14 protein-coding genes are annotated in these 18,740 nt (G+C 62.2%); 5 read left to right on the top strand and 9 right to left on the bottom strand.

The genetic code is table 11. The features are described 5' to 3' along the window. Nucleotides 1–172: 172 nt before the first annotated feature. Nucleotides 173–1,873 (bottom strand): choice-of-anchor I family protein, encoded by a 1,701-nt coding sequence (locus J2887_RS02550; RefSeq protein WP_227173887.1) that lies wholly within the window; start codon nucleotides 1,871–1,873, stop codon nucleotides 173–175. A 190-nt stretch (nucleotides 1,874–2,063) separates the two neighbouring features. Beyond that, nucleotides 2,064–2,537 (bottom strand): Dps family protein, encoded by a 474-nt coding sequence (locus J2887_RS02545; RefSeq protein ID WP_227173886.1) that lies wholly within the window; start codon nucleotides 2,535–2,537, stop codon nucleotides 2,064–2,066. Nucleotides 2,538–2,993: 456 nt separating this feature from the next. On the opposite strand from J2887_RS02545, the gene J2887_RS02540 reads away from it, so the two are divergent. Continuing rightward, complete coding sequence (locus J2887_RS02540) at nucleotides 2,994–3,266, top strand: DUF2061 domain-containing protein (protein WP_227173885.1); 273 nt, start codon at nucleotides 2,994–2,996, stop codon at nucleotides 3,264–3,266. A gap of 99 nt (nucleotides 3,267–3,365) precedes the next feature. On the opposite strand, the gene ccoG is transcribed toward J2887_RS02540, so the two are convergent. The 3 genes from ccoG to J2887_RS02525 all read right to left on the bottom strand — a co-directional run bounded on the left by ccoG (nucleotide 3,366) and on the right by J2887_RS02525 (nucleotide 7,747). Continuing rightward, nucleotides 3,366–4,760, bottom strand: a complete 1,395-nt coding sequence (ccoG, locus tag J2887_RS02535; protein WP_227173884.1) for a cytochrome c oxidase accessory protein CcoG — start codon at nucleotides 4,758–4,760, stop codon at nucleotides 3,366–3,368. Between the two features lie 105 nt (nucleotides 4,761–4,865). Next, nucleotides 4,866–6,275 (bottom strand): PLP-dependent aminotransferase family protein, encoded by a 1,410-nt coding sequence (locus J2887_RS02530; protein WP_227173883.1) that lies wholly within the window; start codon nucleotides 6,273–6,275, stop codon nucleotides 4,866–4,868. 29 nt (nucleotides 6,276–6,304) lie between these two features. Next, nucleotides 6,305–7,747 carry a dihydrolipoyl dehydrogenase gene (locus J2887_RS02525; protein ID WP_227173882.1) on the bottom strand — a complete coding sequence of 481 codons (1,443 nt, stop codon included), beginning with the start codon at nucleotides 7,745–7,747 and terminating at the stop codon, nucleotides 6,305–6,307. 149 nt (nucleotides 7,748–7,896) lie between these two features. Between J2887_RS02525 and J2887_RS02520 the strand changes: the two genes are divergently transcribed. Continuing rightward, a complete protein-coding gene (locus J2887_RS02520; RefSeq protein ID WP_227173881.1) occupies nucleotides 7,897–8,556 on the top strand; it encodes a LysE family transporter in 660 nt (219 codons plus the stop codon). 141 nt (nucleotides 8,557–8,697) lie between these two features. Here J2887_RS02520 and J2887_RS02515 read toward each other — a convergent pair whose 3' ends face one another. Continuing rightward, nucleotides 8,698–9,777, bottom strand: a complete 1,080-nt coding sequence (locus J2887_RS02515) for a 3-deoxy-7-phosphoheptulonate synthase (RefSeq protein WP_228752835.1) — start codon at nucleotides 9,775–9,777, stop codon at nucleotides 8,698–8,700. Between the two features lie 345 nt (nucleotides 9,778–10,122). On the opposite strand from J2887_RS02515, the gene J2887_RS02510 reads away from it, so the two are divergent. Then, a complete protein-coding gene (locus J2887_RS02510; RefSeq protein WP_227173880.1) occupies nucleotides 10,123–10,890 on the top strand; it encodes a secretin in 768 nt (255 codons plus the stop codon). Nucleotides 10,891–10,893: 3 nt separating this feature from the next. Here the strand turns inward: J2887_RS02510 and J2887_RS02505 are convergent, their stop codons facing one another. Further along, a complete protein-coding gene (locus J2887_RS02505; RefSeq protein WP_227173879.1) occupies nucleotides 10,894–11,376 on the bottom strand; it encodes a molecular chaperone DnaJ in 483 nt (160 codons plus the stop codon). 318 nt (nucleotides 11,377–11,694) lie between these two features. Between J2887_RS02505 and J2887_RS02500 the strand changes: the two genes are divergently transcribed. Together J2887_RS02500 and J2887_RS02495 are read left to right on the top strand one after the other, a co-directional pair. Continuing rightward, nucleotides 11,695–12,816, top strand: coding sequence for an efflux RND transporter periplasmic adaptor subunit (locus J2887_RS02500; RefSeq protein ID WP_227173878.1), 1,122 nt, complete (start codon nucleotides 11,695–11,697; stop codon nucleotides 12,814–12,816). Beyond that, a complete protein-coding gene (locus J2887_RS02495) occupies nucleotides 12,816–15,893 on the top strand; it encodes an efflux RND transporter permease subunit (RefSeq protein ID WP_227173877.1) in 3,078 nt (1,025 codons plus the stop codon). Before J2887_RS02500 ends, J2887_RS02495 begins: the two co-directional genes overlap by 1 nt. An 81-nt stretch (nucleotides 15,894–15,974) precedes the next feature. On the opposite strand, the gene J2887_RS02490 is transcribed toward J2887_RS02495, so the two are convergent. Together J2887_RS02490 and J2887_RS02485 are read right to left on the bottom strand one after the other, a co-directional pair. Next, nucleotides 15,975–16,934, bottom strand: a complete 960-nt coding sequence (locus J2887_RS02490; RefSeq protein WP_227173876.1) for an AraC family transcriptional regulator — start codon at nucleotides 16,932–16,934, stop codon at nucleotides 15,975–15,977. A 117-nt stretch (nucleotides 16,935–17,051) separates the two neighbouring features. After that, nucleotides 17,052–18,722 (bottom strand): putative bifunctional diguanylate cyclase/phosphodiesterase, encoded by a 1,671-nt coding sequence (locus J2887_RS02485; RefSeq protein ID WP_227173875.1) that lies wholly within the window; start codon nucleotides 18,720–18,722, stop codon nucleotides 17,052–17,054. Between the last annotated feature and the right edge of the window lie 18 nt (nucleotides 18,723–18,740).

The following is an 18,740-nucleotide window of genomic DNA, read 5'->3' as shown; positions in this document are numbered from 1 at the left end:
AATTAACCAAATCAAAACTAACCGATATAAAAGCTAATCGGTTCAAAGTCATCTTTACCGATCTGGGGAGCCATGGCTTAGACGGTTGCCGGAATAAGAAACGGCCATCGCCGCGAGACGATGGCCGTGACACTCAGACAGGGCCGGACCATCCGGCCAGGTCGGCAGGGCTTTACTCGTCCGCCACCTCGCTGACGGCGATGGCGTACAGGGTGGTGCTGCCACTCACCTCGTTGCCCACTGCCAGCAGCGGTGCCCCGGTGGGGCTGTCAGCCGCGCTGATAAACGCCAGCCCTTCTGGGCCCAGGTCACCCGCCATGCCGGCCTGCAGGTCAGCCTCGGACACGCTGAAGTCACGGTTGTTGAGGTACTGAACAAAGGTTGGCGCCTGGGGCGTGCTGATGTCATACACCATAAGGCCACCAACCCGCTCCAGACCGATGAAAGCGAAGGTCTGGCCATTGATCTGGCCAACGGTCACCCCATCAGGCTCCGGCCCCTTGTCGTCGGAGCGGTTGTCGAAGTTGTTGTCATCGTTGGTGGCGTTGAAGAACGCCGGCAACTGCTCGGCGGTGATGGTTTCAAATGCACTGCCGCTGTCGAACACCAACTCGCCGCTGGCGGACCAGATCGAGAATGAGCGGGTGCCGTAAGCGTACAGGGTATCGAACTCACAGTTGGCTTCGGCAGCGTCTTTATAGTTGCCGGCCCCAGCGCCATAGGGATCACAATCGTTGCTGATGCCCTGGGTCCAAGTGGTTTTGAGGCGGCCCAACTGGTGATCTTCCTGCAGCTCGGCAAGGTCGGCAAACGCCCCGTCGGCCAGGGTCAGATCCTTGATACGCAACTCTTCACTGAAGCCGTCGTAATCCCGGGCATCGCCTTCGTTGGCAGTAACGTAGTAGGTTTGCCCCGCCACCGCGTAGGCAGCGATGGCGTCCGGCTGATACATCCCCAGGACCGGCCAACTGGCCAGGCGAACCGCGCCGTCCTCGTTCGACGGATCGGCATTGAGGTCGCGGTTGCTGGGGTCGAGCTCGTTGCCGGCCACGCTGTGATCCTTGTAGCCCAGCGGCAGTACCCGGCTGATGCGGTTCTCGGTCAGATCAATCTCGGCCACCGCGTTGTTTTCCTGCAGGGTCACCCAGGCGCTGTCGCCATCCGGTGCCACGGCAATGTATTCCGGCTCAAAATCCTGGGATGCTGACGCACCGGGACCGAAGATGCGAATTCCCTGGGCCCGGAGCTCCGCTTCCTGGCCGTCGAAGGCCTCGAATCCGGCGGTGGTCACAGCGGCGGCGGCCACGCCGTTGGTCAGATCGATAATGCTGACCGAGCCCCGGGGATCGTTGCTGTAGTCGTCGCTGGGCTCGCCCTCGTTAGCCACCAGCACCCGCTGGCCATCGGGCGTAAAGGTCACCATGTCCGGCAATGCGCCCACTGTCACCGCGCCCACCTTATTGAGGTCGGTGGCGTTGTAGAACACCACCTGGCCGGCGGCCTGCTTGTCTTCAGCCTCAATCGCCACCGCCACCAGATCACCATGGACCGCAACACTGTTGGCGCTGGCGCCTTCGGCACTGGCGTCAATGGTTGCCAGCTTACCGGGCATGGCGGGGTCCTGAATGTCCAGCACATCCACCGTGGATGCGGCGGCGTTGACCACGAACAGACGCTGGTGAACCGGGTCGTGAGCCACAATCTCGGCAGCGCCTTCATCGAACAAGTTGGTCCGGTAGCTACCCAGAACACTCAGTTCAATGGTGGCCCGGGTGCTCGGGGAGGTGTCCTTGTCGTCATCGTCACTGCAGCCCGCCAACCCGAACAGGGAGGTCACAATGGCAGCGCTGAGCAGGGTTTTACGTAAGTGCATGGTACGCCTCTTTCGTTATAGTGAACGTTTGGCGTAGCCAAGGGTGGCGACGAACAATGACCGTTCCGTGTCACTGATATGACGATGGCGCGACGAAAGGAAGGCAAGAGTGTGACTGGCAGGTGACAGAAACACATCAGGCCCGCGATTGCGGGCCCGATGGCAACATTTGGCAGACTTACTGGCAGATTTACTGACCCAGGTAGCTGCGATACATCCAGACGGTCTTCTCCTGCTGGGAGATGTAGTCACTCATCAGCGCCACGGTGCCTTCGTCATCGGCATCGCCGGCCAGCGCCAGCAGATCACGCTGCTTACCGATCAGCTTGGCGAAGCTCTCGACAATCTGGCCAACTGCGGTCTTGCCGTCGGACACGTCCTTGCTCTCCGCCACTTCGGAGTGCTCGATATAGGTGCTGTAGGCGTGGGCCGGACGATGGCCCAGAGTCAGCACCCGCTCGGCGATCTCATCGATCTTCAGCAGCAGGTCATCGTAGAGTTCCTCGAACTTGGCGTGCAGTTCGAAGAAGTTCTCCCCCTTGATGTTCCAGTGATAGCCACGGACGTTCATGTAGAAAATCTGGTAGTTGGAGAGCAACTCGTTCAGTGCCTCCGCCAGTTTTTGCGTTTTCGCGGTATCCAAACCAATGATGTTGGTACTCATGGGGTGTCTCCTTGACCAATGGATGTCAGTAAGATCGTAACGCTGGCCGTGAACCAAGCCATTGGCGATTCCACGTATCACTCAGGCGATGTGAGTGGGTAACCGTCAGCAACGATCAGAATCAGCAATGGGCTGTTTCCCGACTGCACGACTACTATAGCCACTGCCCTGGCTGTGGGGAAGTTGAGTTCACCAATGCCACCAATAGAGAAAGGCAATTGCATTGCAACCATTAATACATTTTAACTTTTCACCATTACCTTCCAACGCCAGTGCCTGTCACTGGTGAATTGGCAACTGTGGCGGCGACGGTCAATCACCGAGTCAAACGCGGCGGCTGTCGATTGAGCAGGACTATCCAATCCCTAGGAACAATCAAATTAACGAAAAGGAATGATTCCTGTTTACTGACAGCAATCGCCGGCCGTCGCCGGCCCAGAACCTGCGGAGACGACCATGAGCGCCCTGAAACATCTGCTTCATAACCACAGTCACAGCGATCATTCACTGCTTAAAACCATCACCTTTGCCATCACCCACTTCACGGTGGCGTTCACTGTGGCCTACGTGCTGACGGGGGACATCCTGATCGGTAGCCTGATTGCGATGGTTGAACCGGCCATCAACACCGTGGCCTATTTCTTCCATGAGAAGCTGTGGCTGAGACTGGGCGCCGCGCCCGACGACGCGGGTCACCACACCAGCTCGGCCGGCGGGACCCTAGCCTGAGGCCGAAGGACGCTGGCGGGGGAAATCGGGAGGACAAACCGCCCCACACGATCCCCCGACAAAGCGACGGGAACCGTGCGGGGCTCTGGTGGCCGGTGGCTAGAAGGCCGGCCCGGTAAAGGCGCTGCGGCGCTCGTCGCGATGATCGGGGTTGTCCAGATCCGCCACCACAAAGTGAACGTCGCTGCTGACATCGTCCAGGGATTCCGGCGGTGCCGATACCACCACCGCCAGCTCCCGGGTCTCACCACCATCGAGGGTCAGCGTCTCGGGCGCTTCCAGGGTCAGGCCATCCAGCCCGATGGCGGAGAGTTCGAACTGGCGGGCTTCCGGCGCCTTGTTGAGCAGCTTGAGACGGTAACTGTTCTCAATCTGGCCAACGTCGTTGTAACGGAACAACGAGCGGTCTTTGGCCACTTCCAGCGCCACCATCGGCCGGTTGGCCACACCCCACACCAGCGCACCGATCATGGTGACCAGCACCGCGGCATACCCCACCATGCGTGGACGGAACAGCCGCATCGGACCGCCGGACAGTTGCCGCTGGCTGGCGTAGCGAATCAGGCCACGGTCGTATCCTATCCGGTCCATAATGGAATCGCAGGCATCGATACAGGCGGCACAGCCGATGCAATCGATCTGCAGGCCGTCGCGGATATCAATACCGGTGGGACACACCTGCACGCACTGGTAACAGTCAATGCAGTCGCCCAGACCCTGGCTTGCCGGACTGACGGTACGCTTGCGGTGGCCGCGGGGGTCGCCCCGGTTGGCGTCGTAGCTGATCACCAGCGAATCGTCATCAATCATCACCGACTGGAAGCGGCCGTACGGGCACATGTGCAGGCACACTTTCTCTCGCAGCCAGCCGGCGTTGATGTAGGTTGCGGCGGTGAAGAAGAACACCCAGAACGCCGCCGAGGCGCCGGAGGAGAAAGTCAGCAGATCCGTTACCAGGGGCCGGATCGGGGTGAAGTAACCGACAAAGGTCAGCCCGGTAAGCAGACTGATCAGCAGCCACAGGGTGTGCTTCTGGGACCGCTTCAGCACCTTGTTCAGGCTCCAGGGGGCCTGGGCCAGACGCATACGCTGGTTGCGGTCCCCCTCGGTCACCCGCTCCACCCACAGGAACAGCCAGGTCCACATGCTTTGTGGGCAGCTGTAGCCGCACCAGATACGTCCGGCGAGTACAGTGATAAAGAACAGGCCAAAGGCACAGATCACCAGACCGGCAGTGAGCAAGGTCAGGTCCTGGGGCCAGAAGGTGGCGCCGAAGATATGGAACTGGCGGTTGCTGATGTCCCACAGCACCGCCTGGCGACCTTCCCAGGTCAGCCAGACGGTGGCGAAGTAGAGGCCAAACAGCAGGGTGCCGCCGGCTATCCGCAGGTTCCGGTAGAAGCCCTTGAAGCTGCGGGGAAAGATCCCGCTGGGGGCCGCGTCGGACCCACGGTCTTTGACGGGAATGTTGGTTGCGGGAATACGCTCGCTCATCAGAAGACACTCTTGGTTGGTGCATGATCACACCTACCAGTGTCCTCTTTGGCGACACCAGGAAACAGATCCAGATCTTTTAAAAAAAAGCGTATCAGATGCAGCTCAGCGGCATTGTACCAGATCCGCCAACGTGGCGATCGCCGCCTCCTGGCTGTCGTTCCAGGGGTGACCAAAGTTCAGCCGGACACAATGGCCAAACCCCCGGGTGGCGGAAAACATCGGCCCCGGCGCCAGCCCGATGCCCCGCTCGGAGGCCGCCCGGAACAGCGCCAGCACATCGTTACCCGGCGGCAGTTCCAGCCACAGGAAATAGCCGCCGGTGGGTCGGCTGACCCGCACCTGCGGGGGAAAGTAACGGTCAATGGCCGCCAGCATCCGGTTCTTCTGGGTTTCCAGGCTGCTGCGAAGCCCCCGCAGGTGGCGGTCAAAACCACCATGTTCCAGGTAGTCGGCCAGGGCCGCCTGGGCCGGCACCGACGCCGACAGGGTGGTCATCAGCTTCAGCCGCTGAACCGTCTCCAGGTAGCGGCCGGCGGATACCCACCCCACCCGATAGCCCGGCGCCAGACACTTGGAAAACGAGCTGCAGTGCATCACCAGGCCGTCGCGATCAAACGCCTTGGCAGGCACCGGCGCTTCCCGGCTGAAGTAGAGCTCGCCGTAGACATCGTCCTCAATCAGTGGAATCTGGTGGCGGTGCAGCAACTCCACCAACTGGCGTTTGTGGTCCGCCGGCATCGACGCACCGGTAGGATTCTGGAAGTTGGTCATGAACCAGCAGGCCTTGATGTCGTGCTGATCCAGCGCCTGCTCCAGTACACCCAGGTCAACGCCGGTGGCGGCACGCACCGGAATCTCCACCGCCTGCAGCTGTAACCGTTCCAGGACCTGCAGGCAGGCGTAGAAGGCCGGCGCCTCGATGGCAACCAGGTCACCGGGTTTGGTGACCGCCTGCAGGCACAGGTTGAGGGCTTCAAGCGCGCCGTCGGTCACCAGTACTTCCTCCACCGGCACCGACACCCCGGAAATGGCATAGCGCACCGCGATCTGGCGGCGCAGGCTGTGGTTGCCAGGCGGCAGGTCGGCCACCACCGAGCGCAGATCCATCAGCCGGGTGGCCTTGGCCATGGAGCGGGCCAGCCGCTGCATCGGAAACAACGTGGGACAGGGAAAGGCTGAGCCAAAGGGTACCTGGGACGCCTCCCGCATGGAGCGCAGCACCGAGAACACCAGTTCGCTGACATCGACGCTGGTGCGCTGGGTTTCGTCGTAGCCCGCCGCCGGTTCCGGCAGCGAGTGGGAGGTCAGGCTGGTGACAAAATAGCCGGATTTGGGACGGGCATAGATCAGCCCCATGTTTTCCAGCAGGTAGTAGGCCCGGAACACCGTCGACGGACTGACCTTGTAAGTGCGGCTGGCCAAACGCACCGAGGGGATGCGCTGGCCAGGCTGGAGGGTGCCATCGCGGATCAGTTCGGCCAGATCGTGGGCCAGTTGCTCGAATCGCTTCACTGCCGAATTCCGTCTGTGGGCCGAGAACCTCAGGCGCCGGGCCCGCAATCCAGGCAGCGCTCGACCATCTCCGGCCCGATGTGCAGTTTGTGGTTGAGGTCCCGTAACGCGGTGCGGACGCCTTCCTCGATCACCGGGTGGTAGAACGGCATCGCCAGCATCTCGCTCACCGTCATCCGCTGCTGCGCAGCCCAGGCCAGCAGGTGCCCCAGGTGTTCCGCCGCCGGCCCGAACATCTCGGCGCCCAGAAACAGCCCCGAACCCTGCTCGCCGTATACCCGCAACAGGCCACGATTACGCCCCATTACCCGGCTGCGGCCCTGGTCTTCAAAGGACGCTTCGCCAACGGCGTAACACGACCGACACTGCGCCGCCACCTGGTCAATGGTCAGCCCCACGGTGGCGATTTGGGGATCGGTGAACACCACCGCCAGTGGCAGTCGCCGCAAACCGGCGCGGACGTCAGGATACCGGCCGGCGTTGTCGCCGGCAATGCGGCCCTCATCGGCGGCCTCATGCAGCAACGGCAGGTCGTTATTGGCATCGCCGGCGATGAAGATGTGACTGTCGCCACAGCGCAGGGTGAAGCGATCAAACCGGGGCGTTCCCCGCTCATCCAGGTCAATACCGGCGTTCTCGATGGCAAGATTGTCGACATTGGCACGACGCCCGGTAGCCGCCAGCAGATAGTCAAAGGTCTCGGTGACCTCACCACTCTCGGCGTCCTCGAAGGTAATCGCCACGCCCTCGTCGGTATGGGCGATGGTCTGGACATCCGCATCCGGGTCCAGAGGAAAAGCCTGGTTGAACGTCTTCAGCGCGTAGTCGCGGATCTGCGGATCGCGAATGGGGCCAACGCCGCCCCCGACACCGAACATCCGTACCCGCACACCCAGCCGGCTGAGCGCCTGTCCCAGCTCCAGACCGATAACGCCGGGACCGAACACCGCTACCGAAGCCGGCAAGTGTGTCAACTCAAACAGATCGTCGTTGACCAGCAGGCGGTCACCGGCAGCCTTGAGAAACCCGGGCACATTGGGACGGGAACCGGTGGCAATCACGATACGCTCCGCCTCAAGCACCAGGCGGTCATCAATCCGCAGGCGATGGCTATCCAGAAACCGGGCTCGCCCCCAGATACGATGGTGCGGATCAAAGCCCGCCACCGCCTCTTCCACGAAGCCAACAAAACGGTCGCGCTCTTCCCGCACCCTCGCCATCACCGCAGCGCCATCGATCACCGGCTCACCGCCGACCACACCAAACACCGAAGCTTGGCGCACGCTGTGGGCGGCATCCGCGGCAGCAATCAACAGCTTGCTGGGCATGCAGCCAACCCGTGCGCAGGTCGTGCCGTAGGCCTCCCCTTCGATCAGGGCCAGGCTGTCCGTGTGCCGACGCGCACGCCGGTAGGCCCCCATACCCGCGGTTCCGGTACCAATAATCGCCACATCCACTCGACGCGTTTCCACGAAGCCACCTCCTTAATCAGTCCGTTACCAATCGCACGAGACCTTGGCACTGACACGGGACATTTTTACCCCACAGGACTATCCTTGGCGTTCTGCCCCGCGGCAGCCGAGATCCCCCAAAGTCATTGCATCAAGAGACACCACAAATCATGGAAAGTTACTGGGCCGAATTTCTCACCGTCGCCATTGTTCATCTGCTGGCGGTGGCCAGTCCGGGGCCGGACTTTGCCATCATGGTACGCCAGGCGCTGTGCCAGAGCCGCCGCAACGCCCTGCTGACCGCGGTCGGTATTGGCGCCGGCATTCTGGTTCATGTCACCTATTCATTGCTGGGCATTGGCCTGCTGATCCAGCAGTCGCTGATCCTGTTCAGCGTGCTCAAGGTCGTCGGGGCCCTGTACCTGACCTGGATCGCCATCCAGTGCCTGCGCTCCAAGGGCGGTGGCGTCCATGTCGATACCAGCAACGCCCAGCGCCAGAGCGGCCCGGCGGCGTTCCGTCTCGGCTTTCTGACCAACGCGCTTAACCCCAAGGCAACACTGTTCTTTGTCTCGCTGTTTTCGGTACTGATCAGCCCGGAAACCCCCACCGCCATCCAGGCCGCCTACGGCGTTTACATCGCCATGGCCACCGGCATCTGGTTCACCCTGGTGGCAACCTTCTTCACTCTGCCGCGGGTGCGCCGGGGGTTCAACCGCTTCGGCATCTGGCTGGACCGGATGATGGGAGGCATTCTGCTCCTGCTGGCAGGGCAACTGCTGTTCTCGACCGTGGCGGGTGCCAGCGAAGCACCGGCGGCGGGAAGGTAGCGAGTTAAGGGGCGATGATTAGAGGGCCTCGGATTAAAGGGCCTAGGATTAAAAGACCTCTGATTAAAGGACTACCGGCCCGTTCGCTTTGCGGGCCCGGCCAGCGTGACCAGTCCTGCAAAGCGAACGCCGGCGCAGACGTCAGAGCGAACGCAGCAGGGCTTCGGTCTGCGTCCAGCCCAGGCAGGGATCGGTGAGCGAACATCCGTAGATCAGCTCATCACCGTCGTTCTGGCGCCCCGGTTCGAGGAAGCTCTCCAGCATCAACCCGCGAATACAGCCGTTACCCGCGGCTTTCTGGGCCATCACTTCACGGGCAATGTCCAGCTGGCGCTCCGCCTGCTTGCGGGCGTTGTCGTGACTGCAATCGACCATCACCGCCGGTGACAGTCCGGCAGCGGTCAGGGCATCAACCGCCTCGGCAATGCTGTCCGCATCGTAATTGGTGATGCCGCGTCCGCCCCGCAGCACCAGATGGGTATCGGGGTTGCCGTCGGTGGTGATCATCGCCGGCACACCCTCACCGGTCATGCCGAGCCGGTGGTGACTGTGGGCGGCGGACTTCATCGCATTGATCGCCACCGCCATGCCACCGTCAGTGCCGTTCTTGAAGCCCACTGGCATGGGCAGGCCACTGACCATTTCCCGGTGAATCTGTGACTCGGTGGTGCGGGCGCCGATGGCAGTCCAGCTCACCAGGTCCGCCAGGTAATCCATCGCCAGCGGGCTCAGCGCCTCGGTGGCCACCGGCAGCCCCAGCTGGGCCAGGTTCAGCAGCAGTCGACGGGAACGGATCAGGCCCTGGTGCAGGTCGCCGTCACCGGTGCGCTCGGGGTCATACAGCAGGCCTTTCCAGCCAACGGTGGTACGGGGTTTCTCCAGGTAGGCCCGCATCACAATCAGGAAACGGTCACTGACATCGTCGGCCAGAGCGGCCAGCTTCTCGCCGTATTCCAGCGCGGCAACTTCGTCGTGGATGGAGCAGGGCCCAATCACCACCAGGGTGCGGGGATCGTCACCGGCCAGCACCCGACGGATTGCCTCACGGTGCTGGTGGATCTGCTCGGCCAGCACCGCCGGCAGCGGCAGGTCATGGCGCAGCTGGGCGGGGGTGGGCAGGATCATGGCGCATCCTCGTTGGTCGTCGGTGGAGTCTGTCGTCGGCACGGCCTGGTGCTGGGCGGAGGATTCCAGGGTGTCGATGTGCAGCGGCATGTTCATGTCAGTGTTTCCGTTTCCCTAGGTCAGAATCAAAAAAGCCCCGGCTGGGCTACCAGTCGGGGCTTTTTCGAGTCCGGTGGCAGCCTGGGTGTCTGCCGGGCTGCCTTCCTCGTGTTGTTCGTTGATGAAGATCTATGGGCGGCCCGGGCTCTGGCTAAAATAAAAGCCATAACCAAACCACCAAAAAAACACAGCAGCGACCGCAGCTGCCGCCTTGGCGAAAGCTGTAGAAACATTCAATTGACAGGTCGAGTGTGTGGTCTTCATGCTCATCAATATATAACCCGGGTTTCACCCATTGCAACCCGTTTGCGCCAAATAATCGAATTGCAGCCGGACGTTCCCATGGCCCTGTCACGAATTGTCGCCTTCTCACTGTGCCTGCTCAGCCTGGTCACTACCGCCGATGCAGCCACCCGCACCCACCAGCTCAGCAACCGCCCCGCCGATGACGTGGCGCAGCAGTTGAAAGAACTGTACCCCCGCGACCAAGCCGCCATCACCAGCCACGGTCAGCAGCTGATCATCCGCGCTGACGACAGCATTCTCAATGAAATCGACCAGCTCATCGACACCATGGACGTCGCCGTCGCCCAGCTCCGCATCACCATCCGCAGTGGTGGCAACGATCATCGTCATGGCAGCGGCGCCGGTGCCAGCGTCCACGACAGCCAGGTCACCCTCAGCGCCGGCAGCCGCACCATCAGCACCGAGCGTCAACGGGAACAGTCACTGGTGATCCAGGACGGCCAGTCCGCCCACATCAACTCCGGCCAGGTACGCGCCCTCCCCGTGGCAATCCAGGGTGGCCGCAATCCGGCCATCCTCTATCAGCAGGTACCGATGCGAAGAGGCTTTGTGGTGACACCACGGCTGATTTCCCGGCAACAGGTGGAACTGAGCGTCATGGCGTTTGACGATCTGCCCCAGGACGACCAGCCGGGGTTCGAGACCGAGGCGGTAATGACCTCGCGGCGGGTGGCGCCGGGCACCTGGGTGGAGCTCGGCAGTACCGAGACCACCCGCAAGCACCAGCAGCAGGGCATCGTCTATCAGGTCGGCGGCGACAGCCGTGATCAGCAGCGTTTTGAAGTACGGGTGGATGTGCTGTAGCGCTCAGCCCCGCAACAGGCAGGCCTTGGCCTCATTGAGTTGCGCCGCCAGGTAATCGCTACCGCCCCGGTCCGGGTGCAGCTTTTGCATCAGCCGACGGTGGGCGGCAATGACCTCTTCACGACTGCAATCGCTGGCCACGCCCAGTATCTGGCAGGCCTCCTGGCGGGTCAGGGCCCCGGCCCGTGGCGGAGCTGACGATTCACCCCGGTCAGGGCCGGTGTCGTTGCGGCCCAGCCAGCGCTGCAGCGTCGACCAGTGCTGCAACAGCGTCGGCAACCGGCGCAGCCACGGTAACAGGGCGGCAACACCGGCGGTGATAGCATGGATGCGCCCGGTCAGCACCAGCACCGCCAGCACACCAATAAACGCCACCACGCCCCACTTCCAGAGCATTTTTCGACGCGCTTCCGGCGACAGCTCTCCCCAACGTTTGAGGATCACAAATACCGCGACGGTCAGCGCGATTCCGAGGAGCCAATGCATGCCACCACCCTACCCCGATGGGGAAACTTCGATTTACATCCCAACACCACCTGTGGGTGGTAACACGATCGGCCACCACCGACCGCCGCAGAGACTGCCATGCCAGCGGCCGAAAACAAAGCAGCCCAACGCTTCTGGCCAAACTGAGCGCACGGTACGTAATATCCCTGACAGGGTCGTGACAATGACATTCGACCCTGTATAGGATGCTATCGTTTGATATAAACTTGCGGATTCTTAACCCAAAAAAAACAGTATGGTAGCGTGACTACCCTTCAGCGCCTCCCGTACATGGATTTGTCACCCAGGATCAGAACTATGCGCACAGCCTCCCGATTCGTAATCGTCCTAATTTTTCTCGGCATCGTGCTTGGCGGCATTTTCGGCTACAAGTTCTACCAGTTTGGCCAGATGCAGGAAATGTTCTCCCAGCCACAACCTCCGGCCATTATATCGGCAACCACCGCAACCACCGAATCCTGGACACCGGCCAAGAAGGCGGTCGGCAGCACCACCGCCGTGAACGGGATCGAGATCGCCAACGAAGAGCCGGGGGTGATCGAGTCGATCCATTTCGAATCCGGTGACAACGTCAAGAAAGGTGAAGTCCTGCTGCGCATGGATGCCGCCATTGACGAGGCCGCGCTGCGGACCCGCCGCGCCGAGGCTCAACTGGCCGCCCAGGAATTCAATCGGGTCAGTGACCTGCTGCCACGCCGCGCCGTTTCCCAGTCCGATTACGACAAGGCCAAGGCCAATTACGACGCTGCCCAGGCACGGGTGAATGAAGCCGAGGCAACCCTGAGCAAGAAGGTCATCCGCGCGCCGTTCGACGGAACCCTGGGGCTTCGCATGGTCGACCAGGGCCAGTACCTGGCCACCGGCACACCAATCGTCGAGATCAACATGCTAAACCCGATCTACGTCGATTACACCCTGTCCGAGAAGGACCTGCCGCTGGTCGCGACCGGTTACGATGTTGAGGCTTCGGTAGCCGCCATCCCGGGTGAAACCTTCTCTGGCAAGGTCAGCGCCATCAACACTTCGGTCAACCCGGAGACCCGCACCGTGCGTATCCGAGCCACCATCGACAACCCGGACAACAAGCTCAAGCCGGGCATGTTCGCCACCATCTTCACCCGTCAGCCCGAGGACGTGAACGTGGTGACCGTGCCGCAGACCGCCATCTCCTACAACACCTACGGCGACTTCGTGTTCGTGGTCGAGCCCGGCGAGAACGACCAGTTGATCGTGAACCGTCGCAGCGTCACCACCGGTGAGATCCGCGACGGCCGGGTCGCCATCACCGATGGCCTGGACGACGGTGAGCAGGTTGTGGCCAAAGGGCTGCTGCGTCTGCGGGCCGGCCAGCACGTCACCATTCAGGAAGATCCGGCGCCTGGTCAGCAGGACGCCAGCCAGGCGGAGGCCTCTGAATAATGCGATTCACTGACGTATTCATCCATCGACCGGTACTGGCGACGGTCGTCAGCCTGTTGATTCTGTTACTCGGGGCCCGGGCGGCCCTGGAGATGGAGATCCGCCAGTACCCCGAACTGGAGAGCACCACGGTCACGGTAAGCACGGCTTACCCGGGGGCCAGCTCCGACCTGGTCAAGGGCTTTATCACCAACCCGTTGCAGCAGGCCATCGCCGAGGCCAACGGCATTGATTACCTGACTTCCACCAGTTCCCAGGGGCTGTCCACCATCGAAGCCAAGATGGTGCTGAACTACGACGCCAACGCCGCTTTGGCGGAAATCCAGGCCAAGGTGGCCAGCCAGCGCAACGTGCTGCCCGCCGACGCCCAGGACCCGGTCATCACCTCCACCACCGGTGATTCCACCGCGTTGATGTACATTGCCTTCTACAGCTCCGAGCTGAAGGTGCCCCAGATTACCGATTACCTGGCACGGGTCGTCCAGCCCAAGCTGCAGGCCCTGGCCGGTGTCGGTAAGGCGGACCTTCTGGGCCGCAAGTTTGCCCTGCGGGTGTGGCTGGACCCGGAACGCCTGTCGGCGGTGGACATGACCCCGCAGGAAGTGGTCAACGTGCTGCTGAAGAACAACTACCAGGCGGGTGTGGGCAGTACCGAAGGCAAGTACACCAAGATCAACATGACCAGCGACACCGATGTCGCCGACCCGGACCAGTTCCGCAACCTGGTGATCAAGGAGTCCAATGGCACCCTGATCCGCCTGCAGGACATCGCCCGGGTTGAGCTGGGCTCGGAATCCTACGACGCTCTGGCGTTGTACAAGGGCCAGCCCGCCACCTACGTGGCGATCGAACTGTCGCCGGGCGCCAACCCGCTGACGGTCGCCGAACTGGTCAAGGACCTGCTGCCGGACATTGAGCGCCAGCTGCCTTCCGGCCTCGACGTGCGCCTGGCCTACGACGCCTCTGACTTCATCGACGATTCCATCAATGAGGTTATCCAGACCCTGCTGGAAGCGCTGGTGATCGTACTGGTGGTGGTGTTCCTGACCCTGGGCTCGCTGCGGGCAGCGATCGTGCCGTCGGTGGCAGTGCCGCTGTCGCTGATCGGTGGCGCCTTCGTGATGCTGCTGATGGGCTTCTCCCTCAACCTGCTGACCCTGCTGTCGATGGTTCTCGCCATCGGGTTGGTGGTGGATGACGCCATCATCATGGTGGAGAACGTCCACCGGCACATCGAGGCCGGCGAAACCCGGTTCAACGCCGCCATCAACGGCGCCCGGGAAATGGCGGTTCCGATCATCGCCATGACCACCACCCTGGTGGCGGTCTACGCCCCCATCGGATTCATGGGCGGCCTGGTAGGTTCACTGTTCACCGAGTTTGCCTTTACCCTCGCCGGAACCGTGGTGATCTCCGGCATCGTGGCACTGACCCTGTCACCGATGATGTCCGGCAAGGTCCTCAAACCCCACGGCAACCCCGGCCGGTTTGAGGTGATGGTGGAGAAAACCTTCAACGGTCTCGCCAACGGCTACAAACGGGCGCTGTCATCCACCATGGAAACTATCTCGGTGGTGATCTTCTTCGCCGTCGTGGTGCTGGCCTCCATCTACTTCATGGTGATGATGAGCCAGAGCGAACTGGCACCGACCGAAGATCAGGGCATCCTGTTCTATCAGGGCCTCGGCCCCCAGGAAGCCAATCTGGATTACCTGCGCGAGCATGGTGACGAAGTCCAGGCCCGCATGGGCAATGTGCCGGGCTACGCGGAGGACTTCATGCTGTTGGGCATCACCAGCCCCAACGCGGTGTTCGGCGGTTTCAAGATGGCCCCCTGGAGCCAGCGTGACATCAGCCAGTTCGAGGTTCAGCCGATGCTGCAGCAGGAGCTGCAGAAGGTCACCGGGCTGCAGACCGCGGTGTTCCCGATGCCGTCCCTGCCAGGTTCCGGCGGTGGGCTGCCGTTCCAGTTCGTGATCACCACCGGGGAGGATTACGAACAGCTCGACAGCGTCGCCAACGAGATGCTCGGCAAGGCCATGCAGAGTGGCAACTTCATGTTCCTGCAGAAGTCGATCAACTTCGACCGGCCGGTCACCCGCATCCACGTCGACCGTGACCGGGTCGCGGATCTGGGGCTGTCGATGCAGGACGTCGGCCAGGCCATGTCCAGCATGCTCGGTGGTGGTTACATCAACTGGTTCAGCATGGACGAGCGCTCCTACAAAGTGGTGCCGCAGGTGGAGCGGGACTTCCGCGCCAGTGCCCAGGCCCTGGACGACTACTACATCCGTACCGACAGCGGTGATCTGGTGCCCCTGGGCAGCGTCGTCAGCTTCGACCACGATGTCGAGCCGTCACGACGGACCCAGTTCAACCAGCTCAACGCGGTCACCCTGGAAGGGGTGGTGATGCCGGGCGTGGCGGCAGGCGATGCCATGGCGTTCATCGAGAAGACGGCGGATGAGGTGATGCCGGCCGGCTTCACCTACGACTACACCGGACAGAGCCGTCAGCTGGCCAATCAGGGCAGCGCGCTGATGGTGACCTTCTTCCTGTCGCTGCTGGTGATCTACCTGGTGCTGGCGGCGCAGTTTGAAAGCTGGCGTGATCCATTCATCATCCTGGTGTCGGTGCCGATGTCGGTGGCCGGTGCGATGGCGTTCATCGTGCTGGGATTCGCCACCATGAACATCTACACCCAGGTGGGGCTGATCACGCTGATCGGGGTGGTGTCAAAGAACGGCATCCTGATCGTGGAGTTCGCCAACCAGTTGCAGCAGGAGCGTGGCCTCAACAAGCGCCAGGCGGTGATCGAAGCAGCGGCGATCCGTCTGCGGCCGATCATCATGACCTCGCTGGCCCTGATCTTCGCCATGGTGCCACTGCTGATTGCCATTGGTGCCGGGGCGGAAAGCCGCTTCGCCATTGGTCTGACGATCACCGCTGGTCTGGGTATCGGTACCCTGTTCACCATCTTCGTTTTGCCAGCGTTCTACATTCTGCTGGCCCGGGAGCATCACGATGTCACCCCGGCGGAGATTCAGGAACCGGCGCCAGCCAACGGGCAGCACTGACGCCCGACCACAAAAAAACCGGCGTTCGCGCCGGTTTTTTTGTGCCTGATCACTCGATAGGTAATCGCGCTGGTCCAGCGGCTACCCCGCCAAGGCCTCCAGCGGCGCCACCCGCTCCAGCAGCGCCCGCCGAATCTGCACCGTCTGCCGCGGCAGCTCGCCAAAGTGCTCCCGGTACAACGCCGCAAACCGTCCGGGGTGGGCAAAGCCTTCGTCACTGGCGTAGCGGGAAATGTGCACCGTGGCGCACTGGCAGTCCACCAGCCGCTGACGCACGCGGATCAGCCGGCAACGCTGATGGAAGCGATAGGGAGTCATGCCGGTGTGGGCCTTCATCAGGTAGTACAGGTTACGCTCGCTGACGCCGGCACAGCTGGCCAGATCCGCCAGCTGGAACTCCCAGTTGCGGTCATGACGCATCTTGTCGATGGCCCGCAGTACGCGCCGGTCCAGTTGCCGCGGCGGTGGCGCCGGCGCCACCACGCCCTCGTTCAGCGCATCCAGCAACCGCCGCAACAGGCGCTCGGTCTCGGCGATGGCATGGCCATGATCGAGGAAAAACTGGCTCTCAAACAGGTAGTGCTCGAGCCACGGACGCAGGCCGTGCTGCATCACCGGCGTCGGCATCCGGATCTGGGTCAGCAGATGAGGGGGGAGCTGGATCACCAGGCCGCGAAATCCGGCTTGCAGACTGAGGTCGACCGGACTGTCTGGTGGCAGCATCAGCAGCTGTGGCGAAGGCCCCAAACTGCCCTCGTCGGTGGCCATCTCGACATCACCATTCTGGATCAGCGCCAGGGTATACCAGGGCCCCTTGCGCCCGGCCAGCCGCAGGCCACCCTCGGCCCAGAAGTACATGACACTGCCCAGCCGTGTGGACAACTCCGCCAGGCAATGTCCGGAGAGGTGGGCCCGCTCCGCACTCAGGCGGGTCTCGCCACCACGGGTCAGGCTATGCAGGGCCGCCGCCCACTCACCCGGCTTGGCCCGGTGTAACCGCAGGTAGGCTCCCAGCTCGCAACAGTTCGTGTTCTCGACCATAAAACGCTACAACCCGTCAGCACTAAATGAGTGCACTCTCCAAGGTCGGGCCGATATCGTCCATGACTTATATTGCAAACAGGTCACTTTTCCCGCTGTTTTGGGCTTGAGCTTGATTTACATCAACCAGCGCTGGCTCAGCTGGTCCCAGCGCATCGGCCTTGCCATCAGGAAGCCCTGCCCCTTGAGGCAGTTCAGTTGCACCAGGTGCTGCCGCTGGGTGTCGGTCTCAATGCCCTCGGCGATCACCTCCAGCTCAAGGGCCTGGGCCATCCCCAGCACCGCTGAGACAATCTGCAGGTCACGGCGCTCCTCCCCCAGCCGGGCCACAAACTGGCGGTCGATCTTGAGGATGTGGATCGGCAGTTCGTGCAGGTAGGCCAGCGAGGAATAGCCGGTCCCGAAATCGTCCACCGCGATACGTACGCCATCCCGGCCAAAGGCTTCCAGTTGCCGCCGGTAGCGCGGCGACAGGTGCATCAGGTGGGTTTCGGTGATTTCCAGTTCCGGCACCCAGCCCAGACGCCGGGTCTCGCGGACGATCGGCTCAATCAACGCCAACAGGCGGGCATCGGCAAACTGGCCGGCAGAGATGTTCAGCGCCAGCCCCAGGCCGCGCGGCACCGCCGTGGTGAGGGACGACAGGTCCGCCACCACGCAGGCCACCACCCGCTCCATCAGCTCGTGAATCAGCCCACGCCGTTCGCACACCTCAATGAACTCGGCGGGGGAGATCGGACCGATGTCGGCGTGATCCCAGCGCACCAACACCTCCATGCCAATCAGCCGGTCACTGGTGAGGTCGAACTGGGGCTGGTACACCACACTGAACTCCTCCGGTGTGGTTTTCAGCGATTCCACCAGCGCCTCCGCCACCCGCTGCTCCTGCAGGCTGCGCTCGGACTCGTCCTGGCGGAAACGGTGGAAACAGGAGCGGCCGGCGTTCTTGGCCTCGTACATGGCGCGGTCGGCGTTCTGCAGCAGATCGTCACCGCTGGTGCCGTCCTTGGGGAACACCGCCGCCCCCACCGAGGCCGACAGGAAATGGTCTTTGTCCTCGGCGGGGATGGGCTGGTGGAACACATCGACGATGCGCTGGCCCACGGTTTCCAGGATGGCGTCTCCATGGTCCAGATCGATGATGGCGGCAAACTCGTCGCCGGACAGCCGCGCCAGCACATCGCTTTCACGCATCACCCGACGGATCGATGCCGCCGCCTGACGCAACACCTGATCACCGACGTCATGGCCATGCAGGTCATTCACCCCCTTGAAGAAATCCAGGTCAATGAAGAGCACCGCAAACTGGCTACCGCCACTCTCGCACTGGCTGACCTTGGCGTTGAGGAACTCCCGGAACAGCGAGCGGTTGGGCAGCTCGGTGAGGGTGTCGAAGTAGGCCATCGATTCCAGCCCGCGGTCCCGCGGATTGAGCTCGCTGACGTCGAGAAAAGCCCCGGCATAGAGCCGCTCCCCTTCCTGCTCGATAGGGAAGATGTTGAGCCATTGCGGGTAGATCTCGCCGCTTTTTCGACGGTTCCAGATCACCCCTTCCCAGTGTCCCTGCTCGGCGATGGTATGCCACATGTCGGCGTAGAACTGCTCACTGTGGAAGCCGGAACTCAGTACCGACGGCTTCAGGCCGACGATCTCGCTCACCGAGTAGCCGGTCACCCGACAGAACTGCTGGTTGACGTAAGTGATGGTCGGCTCGGTGGTTGCCAGCATGATGGCGCGGGGATGCTGGTCCACCAGTTGTTTGAAGCTGTGATCTTTGAGTGTGTCCATGGCCTGCCTGGCTGTTTC

Source organism: Marinobacter sp. CA1 (assembly GCF_020546665.1).
Lineage (GTDB): Bacteria > Pseudomonadota > Gammaproteobacteria > Pseudomonadales > Oleiphilaceae > Marinobacter > Marinobacter xestospongiae.
The sequence above is the reverse complement of the archived record's forward strand: the minus strand, read 5'-3'. Positions and strand labels throughout refer to the sequence as shown.